20 protein-coding genes are annotated in these 22672 nt (G+C 67.7%); 8 read left to right on the forward strand and 12 right to left on the reverse strand.

The annotated features are described in order from the left end of the window. Nucleotides 1-98: 98 nt before the first annotated feature. The gene (locus ABD974_RS09800; protein WP_345303137.1) at nt 99-767 is read right to left on the reverse strand and encodes a hypothetical protein; all 669 of its coding nucleotides are present in this window, start codon (nt 765-767) and stop codon (nt 99-101) included. A gap of 40 nt (nt 768-807) precedes the next feature. Further along, nucleotides 808-1125, reverse strand: a complete 318-nt coding sequence (locus ABD974_RS09805) for an FmdB family zinc ribbon protein (protein ID WP_345303138.1) — start codon at nt 1123-1125, stop codon at nt 808-810. 257 nt (nt 1126-1382) lie between these two features. On the opposite strand from ABD974_RS09805, the gene ABD974_RS09810 reads away from it, so the two are divergent. From ABD974_RS09810 to ABD974_RS09820, 3 genes are all read left to right on the forward strand, one after another. Beyond that, the gene (locus ABD974_RS09810; protein WP_345303139.1) at nt 1383-3698 is read left to right on the forward strand and encodes a glycogen debranching protein; all 2316 of its coding nucleotides are present in this window, start codon (nt 1383-1385) and stop codon (nt 3696-3698) included. A gap of 88 nt (nt 3699-3786) precedes the next feature. After that, a complete protein-coding gene (locus ABD974_RS09815; RefSeq protein WP_345303140.1) occupies nt 3787-4080 on the forward strand; it encodes a hypothetical protein in 294 nt (97 codons plus the stop codon). A gap of 225 nt (nt 4081-4305) precedes the next feature. Continuing rightward, nucleotides 4306-4878: a hemerythrin domain-containing protein gene (locus ABD974_RS09820; RefSeq protein ID WP_345303141.1), complete on the forward strand. Its 573-nt coding sequence runs from the start codon at nt 4306-4308 to the stop codon at nt 4876-4878. Nucleotides 4879-4894: 16 nt separating this feature from the next. Here ABD974_RS09820 and ABD974_RS09825 read toward each other — a convergent pair whose 3' ends face one another. Then, complete coding sequence (locus ABD974_RS09825) at nt 4895-6772, reverse strand: ABC-F family ATP-binding cassette domain-containing protein (RefSeq protein WP_345303142.1); 1878 nt, start codon at nt 6770-6772, stop codon at nt 4895-4897. A 184-nt stretch (nt 6773-6956) separates the two neighbouring features. Between ABD974_RS09825 and ABD974_RS09830 the strand changes: the two genes are divergently transcribed. Further along, a complete protein-coding gene (locus ABD974_RS09830) occupies nt 6957-9386 on the forward strand; it encodes a TonB-dependent receptor plug domain-containing protein (protein WP_345303143.1) in 2430 nt (809 codons plus the stop codon). A gap of 155 nt (nt 9387-9541) precedes the next feature. After that, nucleotides 9542-11188 (forward strand): cation:proton antiporter domain-containing protein, encoded by a 1647-nt coding sequence (locus tag ABD974_RS09835; protein ID WP_345303144.1) that lies wholly within the window; start codon nt 9542-9544, stop codon nt 11186-11188. A gap of 23 nt (nt 11189-11211) precedes the next feature. Here the strand turns inward: ABD974_RS09835 and ABD974_RS09840 are convergent, their stop codons facing one another. Beyond that, complete coding sequence (locus ABD974_RS09840; protein WP_345303145.1) at nt 11212-11646, reverse strand: hypothetical protein; 435 nt, start codon at nt 11644-11646, stop codon at nt 11212-11214. A 138-nt stretch (nt 11647-11784) separates the two neighbouring features. On the opposite strand from ABD974_RS09840, the gene ABD974_RS09845 reads away from it, so the two are divergent. Further along, the gene (locus ABD974_RS09845) at nt 11785-12447 is read left to right on the forward strand and encodes a YceH family protein (protein ID WP_345303146.1); all 663 of its coding nucleotides are present in this window, start codon (nt 11785-11787) and stop codon (nt 12445-12447) included. Between the two features lie 16 nt (nt 12448-12463). On the opposite strand, the gene clpB is transcribed toward ABD974_RS09845, so the two are convergent. From clpB to rluD, 6 genes are all read right to left on the reverse strand, one after another. Then, on the reverse strand, nt 12464-15049 hold the full coding sequence (clpB, locus tag ABD974_RS09850) for an ATP-dependent chaperone ClpB (protein ID WP_345303147.1): 2586 nt from the start codon (nt 15047-15049) through the stop codon (nt 12464-12466). A gap of 129 nt (nt 15050-15178) precedes the next feature. After that, nucleotides 15179-16144, reverse strand: a complete 966-nt coding sequence (locus tag ABD974_RS09855; RefSeq protein ID WP_345303148.1) for a tetratricopeptide repeat protein — start codon at nt 16142-16144, stop codon at nt 15179-15181. A gap of 129 nt (nt 16145-16273) precedes the next feature. Beyond that, nucleotides 16274-16696: a thiol-disulfide oxidoreductase DCC family protein gene (locus ABD974_RS09860; protein WP_345303149.1), complete on the reverse strand. Its 423-nt coding sequence runs from the start codon at nt 16694-16696 to the stop codon at nt 16274-16276. Then, nucleotides 16693-17226, reverse strand: coding sequence for a DUF4166 domain-containing protein (locus ABD974_RS09865; protein ID WP_345303150.1), 534 nt, complete (start codon nt 17224-17226; stop codon nt 16693-16695). The genes ABD974_RS09860 and ABD974_RS09865 overlap by 4 nt, the downstream gene beginning before the upstream one ends. Continuing rightward, nucleotides 17223-17981, reverse strand: coding sequence for a peptidoglycan editing factor PgeF (pgeF, locus tag ABD974_RS09870; protein ID WP_345303151.1), 759 nt, complete (start codon nt 17979-17981; stop codon nt 17223-17225). Before pgeF ends, ABD974_RS09865 begins: the two co-directional genes overlap by 4 nt. Next, nucleotides 17978-18976: a 23S rRNA pseudouridine(1911/1915/1917) synthase RluD gene (rluD, locus tag ABD974_RS09875; RefSeq protein ID WP_345303152.1), complete on the reverse strand. Its 999-nt coding sequence runs from the start codon at nt 18974-18976 to the stop codon at nt 17978-17980. The genes pgeF and rluD overlap by 4 nt, the downstream gene beginning before the upstream one ends. Before the next feature lie 99 nt (nt 18977-19075). Here rluD and ABD974_RS09880 point away from each other — a divergent pair, with 99 nt between their 5' ends. Both ABD974_RS09880 and ABD974_RS09885 read left to right on the forward strand, forming a co-directional pair. Then, a complete protein-coding gene (locus tag ABD974_RS09880; RefSeq protein WP_345303153.1) occupies nt 19076-19966 on the forward strand; it encodes an outer membrane protein assembly factor BamD in 891 nt (296 codons plus the stop codon). 92 nt (nt 19967-20058) lie between these two features. Next, entirely contained in the window at nt 20059-20547 is a 489-nt protein-coding gene (locus ABD974_RS09885) for a hypothetical protein (protein ID WP_345303154.1), read from the forward strand. On the opposite strand, the gene ABD974_RS09890 is transcribed toward ABD974_RS09885, so the two are convergent. After that, complete coding sequence (locus ABD974_RS09890) at nt 20525-22159, reverse strand: NAD+ synthase (RefSeq protein WP_345303155.1); 1635 nt, start codon at nt 22157-22159, stop codon at nt 20525-20527. The two genes, ABD974_RS09885 and ABD974_RS09890, sit on opposite strands and share 23 nt — an antisense overlap. After that, nucleotides 22159-22596 carry an endonuclease domain-containing protein gene (locus ABD974_RS09895; protein WP_345303156.1) on the reverse strand — a complete coding sequence of 146 codons (438 nt, stop codon included), beginning with the start codon at nt 22594-22596 and terminating at the stop codon, nt 22159-22161. The genes ABD974_RS09890 and ABD974_RS09895 overlap by 1 nt, the downstream gene beginning before the upstream one ends. Between the last annotated feature and the right edge of the window lie 76 nt (nt 22597-22672).

Consider the following 22672-nt stretch of genomic DNA (forward strand, 5'->3'; position numbering starts at 1 on the left):
AGCGGGCTTCAGCCCGCTTTCGTTTGGTTTTATCAAGAGCAGCGGCCTGAAGGCCGCTCTACCGAAGGGGAGCAATACGCCTCAGGGAGCGATACGGCTCAGGGCGTGGTTCCCCACGGCGGCGGCGGCAGCGGCACGACCGGGTTCGCCAGATCGAATTCGACCCGGAACAGACGCCCGTTCGGACGCGACAGTTCATAGACGAAGCGGTCCTGCGACAGTTCGACCGCCCAGGTGTTCGCCACCGAAGCCGGCAGCCCATTGGCCTTGAAGCTGGCGATGGACTCGGCATCGACCGGGAATTCGATGCGGATCAGCCCCTTGTTGGTCAGCCGACCGCCGCTGCTGTCGCCGCCGTACATCGTGACCGCATCGGGGCTGCCGTCTTCGTGGCGGTGGTCGTGCTTCAGCTGCAACCCTGCCGGCACCCGCAGGAACACCCAGGTCCGCGAATGATCCTCGCCGACATGGAACGGGATCCGCACCTCGTCGTCGCCGCAATCGCGCACGTGCATCACCAGAGGCTTGCCGGCGAACGGCGAATCCGGAGTCGCGGGAGTATCCACCAGCACCCGGCCGGCGTAGGCGTTGCCGCAGTGCCGGTTGATCGCGGTCATGAAGGCGTGGGTCAGCAGACTGGTGCTGACCCCGGGCGCCGGCGCGGCGGGTGCGGGCCTCGCGGCCGGGGGCGTGGACGGAGACTGCGCGGGCGACGAGGCGCTGGCCGCAAGCAGGGCGAGAAACAGAACGGAGCGGGAAGTCTTCATCGGGCCACCCTAGCCGCAGACCGAAGCCTGCGGCAAGCGCTCAGCCGGCCGGCTTGGCGTCGCTGGCCGGCTTGGCCGCGGGCGCGGCCTCGGTCTTGGCGGGGGCGCTCGCGGCGGGGGCGGCATCGGCCTTGGGCGCGTCGCCCTTCTCGGTGAGATTGCGTTTTTTGTCGCCGTCCTTCTTGAAGTCGGTCTCGTACCAGCCGCTGCCCGACAGGCGGAAGGCGGGGGCGGTCAATTGCCGCCGGATCTTCGGCGCCCCGCACTCGGGGCATTCGGTCGGATCGGGGTCGGACATCTTCTGCAGACGGTCGAACGCATGGCCGCAGGCGTCGCATTCGAAAGCGTAAATGGGCATGGGAACCGGGAATGAGCGCGAGTGGGCGCCATTCTGGGGCCCGGCGCGAAAGTTTCAAGGCCGCAGGACGCCGAAGGACACAACTGCGGCGATCGGGCCGCATTCCTGCGGCATCCGCGCTGAATACGATTCCAGACCGACCCGCCGCGGCCATGTGCGTTCGCACATCGGGCGATAGTGCGCACCGCACGGAAGTCGCGGTGCGCCGCAGAGCGATGTCGCGACCGCATTCCGCCACCCACGAGAAGGAATGGACGATGTCACACTGGATTCGCACCGCGGGCGCCCTGCTGCTCGCCCTGTTGCTGACGTGGACGCCCGGCCGGGCCGACGCCGCGATCAACGCCTACGACCTCGGCGCACGCTACGACGCCAGCATGGCCAACCTCCGCTTCCGCGTGTACTCGTCGCGGGCGACGCGGATCGAAGTATGGCTGTATTCGGCGCCGACCGGCGCCCACGAGGTCGCGCGCTACACGCTGACCAAGAACGCGACCACCCAGAACTGGGAGGTCAATATCCCGGTCACCACCATCAAGAACACCCACGGCATCACCGGTACCGTTTATTACGGCTATCGCGCCTGGGGCCCGAACTGGCCCTACAACAGCGGCTGGACCAAGGGCAGCGGCGTCGGCTTCATCACCGATGTCGACGCCAGCGGCAACCGCTTCAATCCGAACAAGCTCCTGATCGATCCGTACGCGCGCGAGATCAGCCAGGATCCCAACACCGCGACCTGCACCGACGGCACCATCTATGCGTCCGGCGCCACGCACCGCAACAAGGACAGCGGCCTCTGCGCCAGCAAGAGCATCGCGCTGGGCACCATCACCACGTCCACCGGCACCAAACCGACGCGCGCGCTGAAGGACGACATCGTCTATGAAGTGCACGTGCGCGGCCTGACCATGAACGACACGTCGATTCCGCTGGCCAAGCGCGGCACCTACGCCGGCGCGGCGCTGAAGGCGGCGCATCTGGCCTCGCTTGGCGTCACCGCCGTCGAATTCCTGCCGGTGCAGGAAACCCAGAACGACCAGAACGACATCGACCCCAATTCCGCCAACGGCGACAACTATTGGGGCTACATGACGCTCAATTATTTCTCGCCGGATCGCCGCTATTCGTCCGACAAGACCCCGGGCGGTCCGACCAGCGAATGGCGCGCGATGGTCAAGGCCTTCCACGATGTCGGCATCAAGGTCTATGTCGACGTGGTCTACAACCACACCGGCGAAGGCGGGGCGTGGGGCGGCAGCGACGGCCTGACCGTCTACAACATCACCTCCTGGCGCGGCCTCGACAATCCGACCTATTACTCGCTGACCAGCGATTACAAGTATTCCTGGGACAACACCGGCGTCGGCGGCAACTACAACACCCGCAACCCGATCGCGCAGAACCTCATCATCGACTCGCTGGCCTACTGGCGCGATGCGCTGGGCGTCGACGGCTTCCGCTTCGACCTGGCCTCGGTGCTCGGCAACACCTGCCAGCACGGCTGCTTCAACTTCGACAAGATGGACGCGAACAACGCGCTCAACCGCATCGTCAACGAACTCCCGCCGCGGCCGGCGGCCGGCGGCAGCGGCCTCGACCTGATCGCCGAACCGTGGGCCATCGGCGGCAATTCCTATCAGGTCGGCGGCTTCCCCACGGGCTGGGCCGAGTGGAACGGCATGTACCGCGACGCGCTGCGCAAGAAGCAGAACCAGATGGGCATCGAAGTGGTGACCATGGGCACGCTGGCCTCGCGCTTCGCCGGTTCGTCCGACCTTTATGGCGACGACGGCCGCAAGCCGTGGCATTCGGTCAATTTCATGGTCGCCCACGACGGCTTCACCCTGAACGACCTCTACAGCTACAACAGCAAGCAGAACAACCAGGCCTGGCCGTACGGCCCGTCCGACGGCGGCGACGACAACAACCACAGCTGGAACCAGGGCGGCATCGTAGTCGACCAGCGCCGCGCCGCGCGCACCGGCATGGGCTTCATGATGCTCAGCGCCGGCGTGCCGATGTTCAACGGCGGCGACGAAGCGCTGCGCACCCAGTTCGGCAACAACAACGTCTACAACCTCGATTCCCCGGCGAACTGGCTGTACTGGACCCGCAGCACGGTCGAAGCCGACTTCGAGACCTTCACCCGGCGCATGATCGCCTTCCGCAAGGCGCATCCGGCGCTGCGTCCGCTGAACTTCTATTCCGGCATCGACAACAACGGCAACGTGATGGAGCAGTTGCGCTGGTTCAAGCCGGACGGCGGCGTGGCCGACGCCGCGTATTTCAACAGCAGCACCAACCACGCCATCGCCTGGCGCATCGACGGCAGCGAATTCGGCGACACCGCCAGCGCGATTTACGTGGCGTACAACGGCTGGTCGGGCAACGTGAACTTCACCCTGCCGTGGCCGGGCACCGGCAAGCAGTGGTACCGCGTCACCGACACCGCGACCTGGAACGAAGGCCCGAACACGGTCGCGCTGCCGGGTTCGGAAGCCTTCATCGGCGGGGAGTGGACGGTGTATGGCCTGCAGGCGCGGTCGTTGTTGGTGTTGATCGCGAAGTGATGCGATATCTGCGGACGCGGCCGAGGCCGCGTCCGCAGACACAACGCAGGTCCGGGGGTGGCGCTTCGGACAGGCATCCCGAAGACGCATGGCGATGCCGCGCGAAACGCGGAGCACGAAACGCCAGCGCATCGATTCAAACGCGGAAACCAATCGGGCACGTCAATCAAAGCGACGCAAAATGCCCATGAAACAGCGCGAAAATGCGGGATTCCCGCTGCGCGCGGATGAATTCCGGCCCAATCTGCCCCAGCGCGTCACCGGATGGCGGGATCGCCATCGCGGCACCCCTCTCATCCGCGCCTCAGGCATCGCGGAACCCGCCGATCGATCGCGAAAGCGACGCGAACACGGACGCGACGACCGCAGCGCGTCGCAGTGAAATTGCTGACGTACCGCCTCCCCGCATCGATGTGCGACGACACCCACAAAAATGCGCCCGGCGTTGGCATTTCTTTTGCTGCGCATCCTCGTGGGGGGAATCGTGTCGAGGGTGACGCGTCTTCCGGGAGGTCGCAGGCAGGCATGCCGTTCATCGATGCCGGTACCGGGACCAGATCGTCGGAACGCTTTTCAACGGGGCGCAAGGCGCCCACGGATCAGGATCATGTTTTCGCCGAACATCCACGACATCGATGAGAAAAAAAGCCGCCTGCAGGGAATGTCCGGCGCGGGCGCAACGGGCCATCCTGACTACGACCCCGCACTGATCAAACACCTGATGTCGGACCACGCGGCGCTGCGCGACCTGCTGATCCGTCTGGACGATCACGCACGGCACCGCCAGTTCGCGAAGATTCCCGGTACGCTCGCGCGGTTGCGGGACGGCCTGATGCGCCACATCGAGGAGGAGAACGAACACTTCTACGCTTACCTGTTCAGGTCCGCGGCGAACGATGGCGACGCCTTGGAAGACCTGGAGCGTACCTGCGCCAAGATGGCGGGCATGGCGCGGCTCGCCCTGCTGTTCACGCGGCACTACACCGAGATCGGCGTGACCTTGCTGAACCGGGACGCGTTCTCGCGCGACCTGGAGGTGATCAGCTCGCTGCTGGCCGAGCGGATCGAACTGGAGGAGACGTCGCTGTACGCGCTGTACCGGCCCCAGGACCGCACGAGGGGCAACAGAGTGCTGCGGAACGACGGATCATCGCTCTGCGGGGTCTGCCTGAAGGGATAGGCCGGCGCAGCCGCGCTCATTCGTACAGCGCGAGCAGTTCCGCCTCGGCCGCTTCGAGTTGCGCGCGCAGCGTCTGCTGTTCGCGACCCAGATCGGCGGCGCGCTTGCCGCCGTCGGTCCACGCCGCGGGGTCGGCCAGTTCGGTTTCGATCTGCGCCAGCCGCGCCTCCAGTTCGCCCACGCGCGCCTCGGCCTTGGCCAGTTTGTGCGGATTGATCTTCTTCGCCGGCGCAGCGGGCGCCGGCGGCGGCGCCGGCTTCGATTCCACGACGGCCACCGCGGGCTTCGCCGCTTTCGCTTCGCTCTTCTTCTGCTCGCCGCCCGAGCGCGTGCGCAGCCAGGCCGCATATTCGTCGAGATCGCCGTCGAAGGGTTCGACCACGCCGTCCGCCACGCGCACGAAGGTGTCGCAAACCAAGCCGATCAGATGCCGATCGTGCGAGACCATCACGATCGCGCCGTCGAAGTCGCTGAGCGCTTCGGCAAGCGCCTCGCGCATGTCGAGGTCGAGATGGTTGGTCGGCTCGTCGAGCAGCAGCACGTTCGGCTGCCGCCACGCGATCAGCGCCAGCGCCAGTCGCGCCTTCTCGCCGCCGGAAAAACCGTCGATGCTCTCGAACGCGCGGTCGCCGGGGAAATACCATTTGCCGAGGAAGTCGCGGAACGCCTGCGTCGACGAATCCGGCGACAGTTCGCGCAGATGATCGATCGGCGATGCGCCTTCGACCAGCGACTCCACCGTGTGCTGCGCGAAGTAGCCGATGCGCAGGTCCGGATGCGCGTAGCGCTCGCCGGCCAGCAGCGGCAGTTCGCCGACGAGCGTTTTCACCAGCGTCGACTTGCCGGCGCCGTTCGGGCCGAGCAGGCCGATGCGGTCGCCGGCTTCCAGGCCGAAGCCGACGTTGTGCAGAATGGTCGCGTCGGCGCCATACCCGCAATCCGCATCGTTCAGGCGCATCAGCGCGAACGGCATCTTCGCCGGCGCCGGGAAATCGATGCGGAATTCGCGCTCGGCGCGCACCGCTTCGGTGCCGGACAGCTTCTCCAGGCGCTTCATGCGCGACTGCGCCTGCTTGGCCTTGCTGGCCTTGGCCTTGAAGCGGTCGATGAACTTCTGCAGATGCGCGCGCTCGGCCTGTTCCTTCTCGAACGCGATGTTCTGCTGGCGCAGATGTTCGGCGCGCTGGCGCTCGAACTGGGTGTAGTTGCCGGCGTAGAGCTTGGCCTTGCCGTCATGCAGATGCAGCGTGTGGGTGGTGACGTTGTCGAGGAATTCGCGATCGTGCGAGATCACCAGCAGGGTGCCGGGATAGCGCCGCAGCCATTCCTCCATCCACACCACCGCGTCGAGATCGAGATGGTTGGTCGGTTCGTCCAGCAGCAGCAGGTCGCTGGGGGTCATCAGCGCGCGCGCCACGTTCAGGCGCACCCGCCAGCCGCCGGAGAAGTCCGACACCGGCTTCGGATGGGTGTCGGCCGGAAAGCCGAGACCGTGCAGCAGTTTGCCGGCGCGGGCCGCGGCGTCGTAGCCGTTCAGTTCTTCGAGCCGGTGGTGGGCCTCGGCCACCGCCTCCCAGTCTTCGGCCGCGAAGGCGTTGGCCTCGGCCTGCACCGCCGCATGCACCTCGACATCGCCCGACAGCACGAAGTCCAGCGCCGGGTCGGGCAGCGACGGCGTTTCCTGGGCCACGCTGGCGATCCGCGCCTTGCCCGGCAGGTCCAGATCGCCCTTGTCCGGCTCCAGCTCGCGCATCAGCGCGGCGAACAGCGACGATTTGCCGGTGCCGTTGCGACCGACCACGCCCACCCGCCAGCCGGCGTGGAGGGCCAGGTCGACGTCGGAGAACAGCAGGCGCTCGCCCCGGCGGAGGGCGAAATTGCGGAAAGCGATCATGGGCTGGGGACACTCCGGGGGACGCGGCAGGCGCCACGCCGGGCCGCGATTCTACGCCGGGGGCGGACTCCGGTCAGCACCGAAAAACCTCGACTCCATCTCTTCATGCAGATGATTAGTTTGACCCCCTCCCGCGCCCGTGTTACATCCCGGGGATGCCCGATTTTTCCACAAGGAGTGCACCATGAAGCGACACCCGCTCACGTTCGGCCTGCTGATCGCGTTGGCCAGCGTGCCCGCTTTCGCCCAGTCCCCGGACGAAACCCAGGAACAGGAGGCCCAGGGCGACAGCCTCGAAACCGTCGTCGTCACCGGCACGCGCACCTCCACGCGCACCGTGGCCTCGTCGCCTTCGCCGATCGACGTCATCACCCCCGCGGCCCTCGAAGCCACCGGCACCACCGAACTGGCGACGGCGCTGTCCCGCGCCCTGCCCTCGCTGAACTTCCCGCGCCCGGCCATCACCGACGGCACCGACGCCGTGCGTCCGGCGCAGCTGCGGGGCCTCGCCCCCGACCAGGTGCTGGTGCTGGTGAACGGCAAGCGCCGCCACACCACCGCGCTGATCAACCTCAACGGCAGCCAGGGCCGCGGCTCCTCGCCGGTGGACCTCAACGCCATCCCGATTTCCGCGATCCAGCGCGTCGAAGTGCTGCGCGACGGCGCCTCGGCGCAGTACGGCTCCGACGCCATCGCCGGCGTGGTCAACATCGTGCTCAAGGGCAGCGACAGCGGCGGCAGCATCGCCCTCACCGGCGGTCAGTACAGCGCCGGCGACGGCCGCACCGCGCAGTTGTCGGGCGATGTCGGCATCAAGCTCGGCGAGAACGGCGCGCTGCATCTCGCCGCCGAAGCCCGCGACCAGGATCAGACCGATCGCGCCCGCCCCTACGTGCTGGCGCCCGGCGTCACCGTGCGCCCGAGCACCGCACCGCCGCCGGGCGTGGTGGTGCAGCGCTACGGCGATCCGGAAGTCCGCCAGTACGCGTTCTCGGCCAACGCCGACCTGCAGATCAACGACGCACTCAGCTTCTACGGCTTCGCCAACGCCAGCCGTCGCGACGCGCTGTCGAACGGTTTTTTCCGCACCGCGCTCGACACCCGCAACATCCAGGCGATCTACCCCGACGGTTTCCTGCCGCAGATCCGCAACATCGCCGAAGACCGCGCCTTCGTCGTCGGCCTGCGCGGCATGACCGTGCTCGAATGGGATGTCGACCTCAGCTACAACTACGGCCGCAACGACCTCAGCTTCGGCGTCGAAAACAGCCTCAACCGCAGCCTCGGCCCGACCTCGCCCACCCAGTTCGACGCCGGCGCGCTGCAGATCACCCAGCACGTGCTGAACCTCGACGTCACCCGCGGCTTCAACGTGGATTGGCTGGCCTCGGCGCTCAACGTCGCCTGGGGCCTGGAATGGCGCGGCGAAGGCTTCCAGCAGGGCGCGGGCGAACTGTCGTCGTACGTCAACGGCGGCGTGCTGCTGCCCGGCGGCACCCCGGCGCCGTCGGGCTCGCAGGTGTTCCCGGGCTTCCGCCCTGACGATGCCGGCGATTTCGACCGCGAGAGCTTCGCCGCCTACCTCGATCTCGAAGCCAACGTCACCGACAAGTTCAACCTCGGCCTCGCGGTGCGCAGCGAGGAATACAGCGATTTCGGCAGCACCACCTCGGGCAAGGTCTCGGCGCGCTACGACTTCAGCGACGCGGTGGCCCTGCGCGGCACCGTCTCCACCGGCTTCCGCGCGCCGTCGCTGCAGCAGCAGTTCTTCCGCTCGACCGCCACCAATTTCATCGGCGGCGTGCCGTTCGACATCCGCACCTTCCGCGTCAACGATCCGGCCGCGGTCGCGCTCGGCGCCGAACCGCTGAAGGCCGAGGAATCGAAGAACCTCAGCCTGGGCCTGGTGCTCAAGCCGGTCGACAATCTCTACGTCACCATCGACGCCTACCGCATCGACATCGACGACCGGATCATGCTGTCGGAGAACCTCACCTCGACCGCGGTGCGCAACTTCCTCAACGCCACCGTCGATCCGGCGCTGGGCGGCGGCCGCTACTTCACCAACGCCATCGACACCAGCACCAAGGGCGTGGACATCATCGCGACCTACCGCTGGCTGCTCGGCAACGGCAGCCTCGATCTCACCGCCGGTTACAACTACAACAAGACCACGGTGGAACGCATCGCGCCGAATCCGGCCGCGCTGACCGCGATCGATCCGACCGCAGTGCGTATCGGCCGCGTCGAAGTGGGCCGCCTCACCGTCGGCGCGCCGCGCGACAAATTCCAGTTCGGCGGCCTGTACACGCTGGGCAACTGGAAGTTCGGCGCGAACGCCACCCGCTACGGCGAGTTCAGCGTGCTGTTCGGCAACAATCCGGCAGACACCTCGCGCGATCAGACCTTCGATCCGCAGTGGACGCTGGACCTCTCGGGCAGCTACAGCCTCGGCAACTGGGATTTCACCCTCGGCGCCGACAACGTGCTGGACGAGTATCCGGACGAAGTGCTGTTCGCCAACTCCACCAACGGCCAGCTGCCTTACAGCGCGTCGTCGCCGAACGGCTTCAACGGCGCCTACCTGTACGGACGGATCGGCTACAAGTGGTGATCCGCAGGCGCTGAACGCGGGCGCCCGCGTCCGCGGCACACCGGAAGCCCCCGCTCGTCGGGGGCTTTCCGTTTTCGGACGACGTGTCTTCGTCGCCGCCAGCGAACATGAACGCACGGACAGGGAGTCGTCGCGCGTTCATTTATAGTGCGGTCATGCCGCACCACACCTCTCTCATCGCGATGCTCTGCATCGGCTTCGTGCTGGCCTTCATCTTCGGCCTGCTCGCACATCGCCTGCGCTTCTCGCCGATCGTCGGCTATCTGCTCGCGGGCGTCCTCGTGGGTCCGTACACGCCGGGGTTCGTCGGCGACGAAACCCTCGCGCCCCAACTCGCGGAAATCGGCGTGATCCTGCTGATGTTCGGCGTCGGCCTGCACTTCTCCATGCGCGATCTGATGGACGTGCGCCGGATCGCGGTGCCGGGTGCGATCGTGCAGATGGCCGCGGCCACCGCGATGGGCTGGTTCCTCGGCACGCGTCTGGGCTGGTCGGACGCGGAAAGCCTGATCTTCGGCCTGTCGCTGTCGGTGGCGAGCACCGTGGTGCTGCTGCGCGCCCTGGAGACCGCGCGACTGCTGGACAGCGAACGCGGCCGCATCGCGATCGGCTGGCTCATCGTCGAGGATCTGGCGATGGTGCTCGCGCTGGTGCTCGTGCCCGCATTCGCCGCGAACGGTGGCGCCGACACCGGCGGCCTCGGCACCGCGCTGCTCACGACCCTGCTGAAGGTCGGTGGTTTCGTCGCGCTGATGCTGCTCGTCGGCCGGCGCGTGCTGCCCTGGCTGCTGGAGCGCGTCGCCGGCACCGGTTCGCGTGAACTGTTCACGCTGTTCGTGCTCGCCTGCGCCATGGGCATCGCCTTCGGCGCGGCGGAGCTGTTCGGCGTCTCGTTCGCGCTCGGCGCGTTCTTCGCCGGCATGCTGCTCAACGAATCGCCTTTCGGGCACAAGGCCGCGGAAGATTCGCTGCCGCTGCGCGACGCCTTCGCGGTGCTGTTCTTCGTGTCGGTGGGCATGCTGTTCGACCCGATGATCCTGGTTCGGCATCCGCTGATGGTGCTGGAGACGCTGGGCATCATCGTGATCGGCAAATCGCTGGCCGCCTGGGCGGTGGTGCGGATGCTCGGCAAGAGCAACGACATCGCGCTGACCATCGCCGCCAGCCTCGCCCAGATCGGCGAGTTCTCCTTCATCCTGATCGGACTGGGCGCTTCGCTCGGACTGATGTCGGACGAATCGCGCGATCTCATCCTCGCCGGCGCAATCCTCTCGATCCTGATCAATCCGCCGCTGTTCGCGCTGATGACCCGGCGCACCCGCAAGCCGGACACCGTGCAGACGACGGCGACGCGCCCGCCGCAGGGTCACGTCCTGCTGATCGGCTACGGCCGTGTCGGCGTGAAGCTGGCCGAAGTGCTGCAGCGCGCGAACGTGCCGTTCATGGTGATCGACACCGATGGCGACAAGGTGATCAACGCCCGTGCTGCGGGATATACCGCGATCCGTGGCAACGCCGCCGACGACGACGTGCTGGCCGAAGCGATGCCCGGCGAAGCCGCGCTCGCGGTGCTGACCATCCCGGACCCGCTGGAAGCCGGCAAGGTCGCGCAACGGCTCAAGCTCGGCACGACCTCCATTCCGGTGCTCGCGCGCGCGCACAGCGACGAGGCGGTGAAACATCTGCTGCAGCGCGGGGCGGACGCCGCGCTGCTGGCCGAACATGCGCTGGCGCATTCGCTCGGCGAAATGATCACCGCGATGCCGCAATACCGCAGCGGTCCGCTGCGGTCGGCGAACTGAGCCCGGAGATCCGAGCCCGACGATCAGCGCGCGCTGATCGTGAACTTGCTGAAGGCGACGCCGAGCGACCAGCCCTTGCCCTTTCCGGCCAGCGCCAGCGACACCTTGCCATTGGTCATCGCCTGGCCCGAAGCGCTTTTCTCGGCCGCGGCGTGCGCTTCGGCGGTCGCATAGCTGCCGAGCACGTCGCGGATATCGTCGACGTTGGCGAACTCGCCGAAGCCGTTCTGGATCTTGTATTTGCCGAAGGTCAGGCCGCCGCCCTTGGTCTCGATGCGGACCGACATGCGCTGACCGTTGCTGCACTGGATGTCGCCGGTGCCGCTGGCGGTCTTGTAGAACGCGGACCAGCCCGAGATGTTGTAGGTCATCTTGCAGGTGAGATCGCCTGCCATCGCCGTCGGTGCGGCGATCAAGGCCAAGCTCAACGCCAGGCCACGGAAGAGGTGAGCGCGCATCGGAAACTCCTGGGAAGTGAACCGACCGGAAGCGTGCGCCTGCGACCATGAATCCGGGGCAAGCCACAGGGCCTTCGCCGCGATCGTGCAGGATATCGCTAGAATCGTGCGATTCGCCGCAGAAGGTCCGCAGACACCATGGACAACGCCCAAGACAGCCCCGCCCCGCCGCAGCTCACGCCCGCCGAGGCCCGGATCCTCGGCAGTCTCGTCGAGAAGGCCGCGACCACCCCGGATGTCTATCCGCTGACGCTCAACAACATCGTGCTGGCCTGCAACCAGAAGACCGCGCGCGAGCCGGTCACCAATCTCAGTCCCGGAGAGATCGGCCACGCCCTGCGCCAACTCGAACCGCGCGGCCTCGTGAAGTCCGAATACGGCGCGCGCAGCGAGCGCTATCACCATCGCCTCGACAAGATCTACGACCTCACGCCGGCGCAGTCCTGCCTGATCGCGCTGCTGCTGCTGCGCGGCCCGCAGACGCTGCACGAACTGTTGGCGCGCAGCGAACGCCAGCATCGTTTCGCCGGCATCGACGACGTGAAGCACGCGCTGGACCGCCTCGCCGAACGCGACGCGCCGCTGGTGCGCCGGCTGCCGCGCGGCGCCGGCCAGCGCGAAGACCGCTACGCGCATCTGCTGTGCGGCGAACCGGCGATGCCGGAGCGCGGCCCGGAACCTGCGGAAGCACGTACGCGCGACGACGGCGCCTTCGATGCCCTGCTCGCACGGATCGAAGCGCTGGAAGAACGCGTGGCGGCGCTGGAAGTCGCGACCGGCAGCGACGCCGGCAGCGACTGATCCTGTCCAAGGGCGATCAGTCCTTGCCGAACACCAGTCGCCCGCCCTCGGCGTCGACGCGCACGGTGTCGCCGTTGCCGTAATCGCCGGCGAGGATCTTTTGCGCCAGCGGGTTTTCCAGCTGCTGCTGGATCGCACGCTTCAGCGGCCGCGCGCCGTAGACCGGATCGAAACCGATGTTGCCGAGGAAGTCGAGCGCCTTCTCGGCGAGGACGAGGCGGATGCCGCGCTCGGCCAGCCGCTTGTCCAGCCCGCGCAGCTGGATCTTCGCGATCTCGCGGATCTGCGCCTTGTCCAGCGGGTGGAACACCACGATGTCGTCGAGGCGATTGATGAACTCGGGACGGAAGTGCGCCTGCACCACGCCCATCACCGCCGCCTTCATCTTGGTGTAGCCCTCGGGGGTGTCGTTGTCCGACAGCTCCTGGATCATCTGCGAACCGAGATTCGAGGTCATCACGATCACGGTATTGCGGAAATCCACGGTGCGGCCCTGGCCGTCGGTGAGGCGACCGTCGTCCAGCACCTGCAGCAGGATGTTGAACACGTCCGGATGCGCCTTCTCGACTTCGTCGAGCAGGATCACGCTGTACGGGCGGCGGCGCACCGCTTCGGTGAGATAACCGCCTTCCTCGTAACCGACGTAGCCCGGAGGCGCGCCGACCAGGCGGCTGACCGCGTGCTTCTCCATGAATTCGCTCATGTCGATGCGCACCATCGCATCGGTCGAGTCGAACAGGAATTCGGCCAGGGCCTTGCACAGCTCGGTCTTGCCCACGCCGGTGGGGCCGAGGAACAGGAACGAGCCGCTGGGGCGGTTCGGATCGCTCAGGCCCGCGCGCGAGCGGCGCACGGCGTCGGACACGACCTTGATCGCTTCTTCCTGGCCGACCACGCGGCCGTGCAGCGCGCTTTCCATCTTCAGCAGTTTGTCGCGCTCGCCTTCGAGCATCTTCGACACCGGGATGCCGGTCCAGCGCGACACGACCTCCGCGATCTCCTCGTCGGTGACCTTGTCCTGCAACAGCTGGAATCCCTGGATTTCCGCGGCCTGCGCCGCCTGCAGCTGCTTGTCCAGCTCCGGCATGCGGCCGTACTGGATCTCGCTCATCTTCGCGTAGTCCTGGCGGCGCTGCGCGGCTTCGAGTTCCAGCTTCGCGGCTTCGATCTGTTCCTTGACCTTGGTGGTGCCCTGCACCGCGGCCTTCTCGGCCTTCCAGATTTCCTCGAGATCGTTGAAGGCGCGCTCCAGCGCGGCGATCTCGGTTTCGAGATCGGCCAGCCGCTGCTTCGAGGCGTCGTCCTTCTCCTTCTTCAGCGCTTCGCGCTGGATCTTGAGCTGGATCAGCCGGCGCTCCTTGCGGTCGAGCTCTTCGGGCTTGCTGTCGATTTCCATGCGGATGCGCGACGCGGCTTCGTCCATCAGATCGATGGCCTTGTCGGGCAACTGGCGGTCGGCGATGTAGCGGTGCGAAAGCGTGGCCGCGGCGACGATCGCCGGGTCGGTGATCTCGACGCCATGATGCACGGCGTATTTTTCCTTCAGCCCGCGCAGGATGGCGATGGTGTCCTCGACGCTGGGCTCGCCGACGAACACCTTCTGGAACCGACGTTCCAGCGCGGCGTCCTTCTCGACGTATTTGCGGTACTCATCGAGCGTGGTCGCGCCGATGCAGTGCAGCTCGCCGCGCGCGAGCGCGGGCTTGAGCATGTTGCCGGCGTCCATCGATCCTTCGGCCTTGCCCGCGCCGACCATCGTATGCAGTTCGTCGATGAACAGGATGATCTGGCCTTCGTTCTTGGCCAGATCGTTGAGCACCGCCTTCAGCCGCTCCTCGAATTCGCCGCGGAACTTGGCGCCGGCGATCAGCGCGCCCATGTCGAGCGAGAGCACGCGCTTGCCGCGCAGCCCTTCGGGCACCTCGCCATTCACGATGCGCTGGGCCAGGCCTTCGACGATCGCGGTCTTGCCCACGCCGGGTTCGCCGATCAGCACCGGATTGTTCTTGGTGCGCCGCTGCAGCACCTGGATGGTGCGGCGGATTTCCTCGTCGCGGCCGATCACCGGATCGAGCTTGCCCGATTCGGCGCGCGCGGTGAGGTCGATGGTGTATTTCTCCAGCGCCTGCCGCTGTTCCTCGGCGTTCTCGCTCTGGACCTTCTCGCCGCCGCGCATCGCGTCGATCGCGGCTTCGAGTTTGCGCTTGTCGGCGCCGGCGGCCTTCAGCGCGCGCCCGGTGTCGCCGCCGTCGTCGAGCGCGGCGAGCACGAACAGTTCGCTGGCGATGAAGGCATCGCCGCGCTGCTGCGCAAGCTTGTCGGTGACGTTGAGCAGGCGCGCGAGATCGTTGCCGACGTTGACGCTGCCGGCCTGTCCGGAGACCTTCGGCAGCTTCTCCAGCGCTTCGCCGAGGCGCTCGCGCAGCGCCGGCACGTTGACGCCGGACTGGGCCAGCAGCGGCCGCGTGCCGCCGCCCTGCTGATCGAGCAGCGCGACCAGCAGATGCACCGGCTCGATGACGTTGTGGTCGCGGCCCACGGCCAGCGACTGTGCGTCGGCGATGGCCTGCTGGAACCGCGAGGTGAGTTTGTCCATGCGCATGGGCGGGACTCCGGGAGTGGGGGCGGCCGTGCCGCGATGCCCTGAACATAGGGGCCGTACCCGCAATTCCAAGTCCCGCCGCGCGTGCGGACCTTGACCGCAATCAAAGTCCGCGCATCGACCCGCGATTCACAGCGCGGCCAGCGCGTCCTTCGCGTCCTTGAACTTCGGATCGAGCTTCAGCGCCGCCTGCAGCTCGGCCTTCGCTTCCTCCTTGCGTCCGGCGTGCGCCAGCACCTGTCCCAGGCGATAGCGCGCGTTCTTCGGCTCCGGATCGTCCTTGCCGCGCGGCATGGCGAGATATTTGCGCAGGGCGGCTTCGCCCTCGGCCAGATACTGCCCGGACACCGCCGCCAGCCGGCCGAGCTGGTACTGCGCATTGTTCGATTTCGGATCTTCCGCGATCCATCGCTTGATCCCCGCATACGCGTCCGGCCAGCGTTTCGTTTCCTGATACGCCACCAACAGCGCGGCGCGGACCTGCGGATCGTTCGGCTTGAGGGCATAGGCATCCTCGTAGGCCTTCACCACCTGCGCCGGCTTCTTCTCGTGCTGCGCGATGCGCGCCTGCGCGAGCAGGCCGCGCACGCGATCGTATTTCGCGATGGCGGTCGCCTGCGCCCGCGCCTTGTCGATGCCGCCACCGATCGCGCCCGGTGCCTGCAGATAGAACTCGATCAGCGCGTTGCGCGCGTCGATCAGCGTCGGGTCGAGCTTCACCGCGCGCTCGAACGCATCGCGCAGATCCGGCGCCATCGTCATCTTCGACAGCATGCCGACTTCGCCGATGCGGTTGCCCAGCGCATTGCCGAGCCAGAGGAACGCCTGGGCATCGTTGGGCGACAGTGCGGTGGCCCGTTCGCCGGCTTCCACCGCTTTTTCGGAACGCCTCGCGTAGACGCGGGCACGAGTGAGCGCGACCCAGGCGCTGCCGTTCTTCGGCTCCGCCTTCACCAGCGCTTCGGCGGCCGCCAATGCGGTCGGCGCGCGCGCTTCCAGCAGCGACTGGACTTCGGCCAGGGATGCGGCGGACGCGGGGACCGCACTCAGGAGCAGGGCAGCACACAGCAGGCAGGGGGCGAACGGTCGAAGCATGCGCGGAAGTCCATGGAGGGAAGGCCCGGACGATAACAAGGCGATCCGCGGTGCAACGAGGCGGCGGCAGCCATGCGCGCGGTCCCGTGCAGCGCCGTTCAGCCCGGCCGGCCGGAACCTGCCGAGCCGTCAGAGAAAGCGATGCATGTGCGCCGGGTCCGGCACCATGCAGGCGTCGTGGCGGCCGAACCAGCGATAGCGATTGCGCGCGAGCCAGCGGTACAGCGGATCGCGCACGCGGCGCGGCAGCAACGCCGACACCCCGGCCAGACGCCACGCGCCACCCAGCCCGGTCAGTACGCGACGCATCGCGTCGGTGTCGGTGGACACGCGCGGCGATGGGTCGCGGTCGTATTCGACCAGCAGGAACGACACGGGGTCGTCGGGATCGAGGCCGTTGTCCGCGAGCAGCCGGCGGCCGGCGTCGCCCTGCATCGCGGCGAAGCGGTAGCGCTGCCGGCGATCGTGCCGCAGCAGGAAACGCACCCAGCCGTTGCACAGCACGCAGACGCCGTCGAAGACGATGATGGCGCGGGGATCGACGTCGCTCATGGCACCGCCAGCCAGCCGCGATAGTGGACCAGCAGACCCACGCCCGGCAGTTCGGCGCGCACGTCGAAACGATAGCGCCCGTCCGCCGAGGATTCCCGCGCGACCACTCCTGCGAACCAGCGCGCAGGCAGCGGACATCCGAAGCAGCGCGCGGCCGACACCCGCCACTGCAGGCACGCAGCATCTGCCGCAAGCGCGTACTCCAGCACGACCGGGCCGAGACGTTCGCGCAGACGGCCCTGCCCCAACCACAGGCGCGAGGGCATCGCATGCGCGCGACCGTAGCGCCGGACCCAGCGCTCGCCGTCGGCGTCGCAGCGGATCTCCACGCGGACGGGGTGACCGCCCGCCGGCGGCAGTCGGGTCAGGCGCGCACACAGCCGCGCGAGGAGGCCACGGCCGCGCTCGACCTCGGCCTCGCCCTGCCAGTGCCCGGGGCCCGCGTGCAGCGCCCGGACCTCTGCAGGCAATCGCGCGAAGCCGTCGCCGAGCACGCAACGGAACAGCGGCGGCGCGACCGGATCGGTCACCCGTCGATCCAGACGAGCGTCGCGATCCGCCCGGTGCGGGCGTCGCGACGGTGCGAGAAGAAGCGCTGCGGGTCGGAAATGGTGCACAGGCCGCCGCCGAAGACGCGGGTCACGCCGACCCGGGCGAGCCGCCGCCGCGCCAGTGCGTACAGATCGACGCGCCAGTGCCCGGGCCGGGTGGCGACGAAGGCGGCGGCCGCGGCGGCATCGCGATCGACGAAGGCGCGGAACACCTCTTCGCCGATCTCATAAGCCTGCGGTCCCGCCGCGGGGCCGAGCCAGGCGATCAGGCGATCGGCCGGCGTCCGCATCGCGGCGACCGTAGCTTCAAGCACCCCGGCCGCCAGTCCGCGCCAGCCCGCATGGGCCGCACCGACCTCATCGCCGGCCGCCGACGCGAACACCACCGGCAGGCAATCGGCGGTCAGGATGGCGAGCACGGTGCCGGGCGTCGAGGTGACCGCCGCATCGGCGACGGGCTCGTCATCGGCTGCGGCACCATCGCAACGCACCACGTCCACGCCGTGCACCTGCTTCAACCAGTGCGGCGCGGACGGCAGACCGGCCAGCGCGATCAGGGCCTCGCGGTTGCGCTCGACCATGACCGGGTCGTCGCCATCGCTGGCGTGGCGATTGCCGAGATTGAAGGTGTCGAACGGTGCCTGCGACACCCCCGCGCCATGGCGCAGGGTGGTGAACGCCTGCACGCCCGGCGGCGCGGGCCAATCGGCGTGCAGCCGCGGGTCGGATGTCACCGCGCGCGCTCCTCGGCCTCGCGGGTGTCCTCGCGCAGCGTGCCGACCAGCGCCTGCATGTCGGCCGGCATCGGCGTGGAGCAGCGGACCGGTTCGCCGCTGATCGGATGGGCGAATTCGAGGGTTTCGGCGTGCAGCGCCTGACGCTTGAAGCCGCGCAGCGATTCGACCAGGGCGTCGGTGGCGCCCTTCGGCAGCTTCAGCGGACCGCCGTAGAGCGGATCGCCGATGATGGGATGCTTGATGTGCGCCATGTGCACGCGGATCTGGTGGGTACGACCGGTTTCGAGCCGGCATTCCAGCAGGGTGTGGGCGCGGAAACGCTCGCGCAGGCGGTAGTGGGTGACCGCATCGCGACCGTCCTCGCGCACCGCCTGACGCAGGCGGTCGCGCGGGTGGCGGTCGATCGGCGCATTCACCGTCCCGCCGGACACCAGCGAGCCGACCACCACGGCGAGATACTGGCGATGCACCTCGCGCGCCGACAACTGCTCGACCAGCGACGTGTGCGCCGGCAGGGTCCGGGCCACGACCATCACCCCGGACGTGTCCTTGTCCAGGCGATGCACGATGCCCGCCCGCGGCAGGGTGGCCAGGCCGGGGTCGCGATGCAGCAGCGCGTTGACCAGGGTGCCCGCGGGATTGCCCGCGCCCGGGTGCACCACCAGCCCGGCCGGCTTGTCCAGCACGAAGACATCGGCGTCCTCGTACAGGATGTCGAGCGCGATGTCCTCGGGTTCGGAACGGGTCTGAATCTCCAGCGCCGCGGTCAGCACCACGCGCTCGCCGCCGCGCACCGGGTCGCGCGGCCGCGCCTGGCGACCGTCGAGCAGGGCATCGCCGGACTTGATCCATTCGGCCAGGCGCGAGCGCGAATATTCCGGGAACAGCTCGGCCAGCACCGCATCGAACCGGCGCCCGGAGGCCTGATCGGGCACGGTCACCGTGCGCGGGGCGGTGTCCGGCGAGGACGGGGGCGACGCGTTGGACGGCATCCGGGGGCTCCTGGGGGGCGGCGCGGTTTCGCGCGGTTAAGGGGGCTGGCTCGCCCGGGCTGGTATTATCGCCCGCTCATCCGTATCGCAGCAGCCCGCATGCTCCTTCGCCGCCCGTCGTTCTCCGCTTTCCTGCGCCCCGCCCTGCTGCCGGCCCTGTCCCTGATCCTGATCCTCGTCTTCGGCGCCACCGGCTGCGCCCGGCTCAAGGGCGCCTTCAAGGACGAGAAGGAGAACGAAGGCGTACCGGCCGCCGAGCTGTACCAGAAGGCCCAGCGCTCGATCCGCAACGGCAACTACGACTCCGCCGTACTCACCTTCAAGCGACTGATCGCGCAGTACCCGTACGGCGCGTACACCGAGCAGGCGCTGATCGAAACCGCTTATTCGCAGTACAAGATGGGCGCCAACGAGGACGCAATCGCGACCATCGACCGCTTCCTGCGCACCTATCCCACGCACCGCCACGCGGCCTATCTCTACTATCTGCGCGGTCTGGTCAATTCCAGCCGCGACACCGTGTTCCTGCAGCGGGTGTGGCGCCTCGACGCCAGCCGCCGCGATCTGGCCACGCCGCAGCAGGCCTACAACGACTTCAAGATCGTCACCGATCGCTATCCGAACTCGCGCTACGCCGCCGATGCGGTCCTGCGCATGAAGCAGTTGCGCGATCTGTTCGCCCGCCACGAAATCGAAACCGCGATGTACTACCTGCGCCGCACCGCCTGGGTGGCCGCGATCGAACGCGCCGAGTACATGCGCGACACCTATCCCGACAGCGCCTACGACAACGACGGCATCGCGGTCATGGCCGAGGCCTACACCCGCCTGGGCAACACCGCCCTCGCCGACGGCGCCCGCGCGCAGTTGCAGCAGCGGGCACCGCAGCACCCGTGGCTGGCCAACCCGGACAAATGGCCGGACTATCCTTCGAACTTCCGCAAGCTCAACCCGTTCGCGAGCGAGAAAGGCGCGATCGACAACGACTGACTCCGCCGGTCGTTCAACAAAACAGCCGCCGAAAGGCGGCTTTTTTGTGCCGATGCCGATGAGCCTCATATCCGGTACGCGGACTCCAGGCATTGAACCGTTTGCTCGACGACATCGCCCACCAGCCACTGGCTGAAGCCGGACGATTCGAATTCGAGGAAGCCCTCGGGCCAGTTCACGTCGATACGCCATCGCCATGGGCCGAAATGGTCTTCGTCGTCCGCGATCTCGCGCAGCGGCGCGCGTTCGATGCGATCGATCGCGAACGCGCTCATGCCCGCACTGCAGGCGACGTAATCCAGCGCGAAGCGCAGGCCGAAGACCTCATGGAACTGCAGGATCGCCTGGGCGACGCGAAAACGGAATCGATCATCGTCGTCCCGGATCCATTCGAGGATGAAGTCGATATCGAGGACAAGCTCGGCGGTTCCGCGCCCGTCGGCCACGATGCGAAAACCGTGCACATGGACGTCGTGCCACTGGATGGCATCGAAATCGGCGGTATGCCAGCGCATGAGGCGGTTCGACGGTGGGCCGGACGACGGGCGCGGACCCGCCCTACGCCACGTAACCGTTGGTGATCGGATAGCGCCGCTCGCGGCCGAACGCGCGGCGCGAGACCTTCGGCCCTGGCGCGGCCTGATGCCGCTTCCATTCGGCGATGCGCACCAGCTTCAGCACGCGATCGACGGTGGCGGCATCGAAACCGGCGCGCACGATCTCGTCGCGCGACTGTTCCTGGTCCACGTGCCGCAGCAGTATCGCGTCCAGCACGTCGTACGGCGGCAGCGAATCCTCGTCCTTCTGGTTCTCGCGCAGTTCGGCGGTCGGCGGCCGCGCGATCACCGCAGGGGGAATGACCGGCGCACCGCCGACGGTGTTGCGCCAGCGGCACAGCGCGAACACCTCGGTCTTGTACAGGTCCTTGATCGGCGCGTAGCCCCCGCACATGTCGCCGTAGATCGTGGCGTAGCCGACCGCGTACTCGCTCTTGTTGCCGGTGGTCAGCAACAGACCGCCGAGCTTGTTCGACAGCGCCATCAGCAGCGCACCGCGGGTGCGCGACTGCAGGTTCTCCTCGGTCACATCCACCGCCGTGCCCGCGAAGGCGTCCGCCAGCGCATCGAGATAGCCCTGGAACGGTTTCTCGATCGGCACGGTGAGCATCTTCACGCCCAGCGCCCGGCACTGCTCATCGGCGAGATCGTTCGACAGCCCGGCGGTATAGCGCGACGGCATGCGCACGGCGGTGACGTTCTCCGCACCCAGCGCATCCACCGCCAGCGCCAGCACCATCGACGAATCGATGCCGCCGGACAGTCCCAGCCACGTCTTGCGAAACCCGTTCTTGCCGCAGTAATCGCGGATCCCGCGGACGATCGCGCGCCACGCCAGCGCATCGCGGCTTTCGTCGCCTTCGTCCACCCACTGCACCGGCAGGAAGCTGCGCGTCTCGTCCAGGTAATCGACCACCAGCCACTGATCCGTGAACGCGGCCGCCGCGGGATGCACGCTGCCGTCGCCGTCGGCCACCACCGAGGCGCCATCGAACACCAGCGCATCCTGGCCGCCGACGACGTTGAGATAGGCGATGGCCGCACCGGTCTCGCGCGCCCGCTCCGCCAGCAGCGCATCGCGCTGCGCGTGCTTGTCGCGCTCGAACGGCGAAGCGTTCGGCACCAGCACGATCCGCGCGCCGCCGCGCACGGTGCTGGCGATCGGCTCGGCGAACCACAGGTCTTCGCAGATGATCAGACCGACCGGCACGCCCTTGACCTCGAACACGCAGTCCTCGCGGTCCGGGTCGACATCGAAATAGCGGCGTTCGTCGAAGACCGCGTAATTCGGCAGCTCGCGCTTGCGATAGGTGCGCTCGACCTTGCCGTCGCGCAGCACGCTGGCGGCGTTGTAGACGACGCTGCCCGCGGCCTGCGGCCAGCCGACGACCGCGACGATGCCCTCGACGCCGGCGGCGACCGTCTCGATCGCCGCCGCGCAGTCGCGCAGGAACCCCGGGCGCAGCAGCAGGTCTTCCGGCGGATAGCCGGACAGCGCCAGCTCCGGAAACAGCACGATGTCGGCGCCGTATTCGTCGCGCGCCTCGACGATCATCGCCGCGATCCGCTCGGCGTTCCGGGTCACGGCGCCGACCGGGAAATCGAATTGGGCGAGTGCGATCCGCAGTGTGGTCATCAAGGCTTTCCCCTCCAATCACTTGCAGGCGATGGCTGCAGGCGATGGTCGGCCTGCTCTTCACCTTCCCCCGCATGCGGGGGAAGGCCGGGATGGGGGCTGTCCGACAGCGCAATCCGGATCATGTCGTAAACACCCTCGCTGTTTTCAAGAACATCATTATTCCAGAAACGCAGCACACGATATCCCAGCCTCACCAGACAGGCGTCCCGAGCGCGGTCCTGGGACGATTCCGCATGCTGCCCACCGTCCACCTCGACGATCAATGCGCTTTCGAGGCATGCGAAGTCGACCACGAAGCGATCGATCGGACATTGCCGCCTGAAGCGATGACCGTCGATCTGCCGCTTTCGCAGGATGCGCCACAGGCACTGTTCGGCATCCGTCATCCCGCGGCGAAGCTTGCGGGCGAAATCTCGTTTCTGGCCTTGCCGCATGGGGCACCATCAGAAGGGGAATCCGTCAGTCAAATCCAGGGGCGAGAGGGTGTCCATCGGGGAACTCCGCGTTGCA

It is taken from the genome of Lysobacter hankyongensis, assembly GCF_039543145.1.
In the GTDB taxonomy this organism is placed as follows: domain Bacteria; phylum Pseudomonadota; class Gammaproteobacteria; order Xanthomonadales; family Xanthomonadaceae; genus Lysobacter_I; species Lysobacter_I hankyongensis.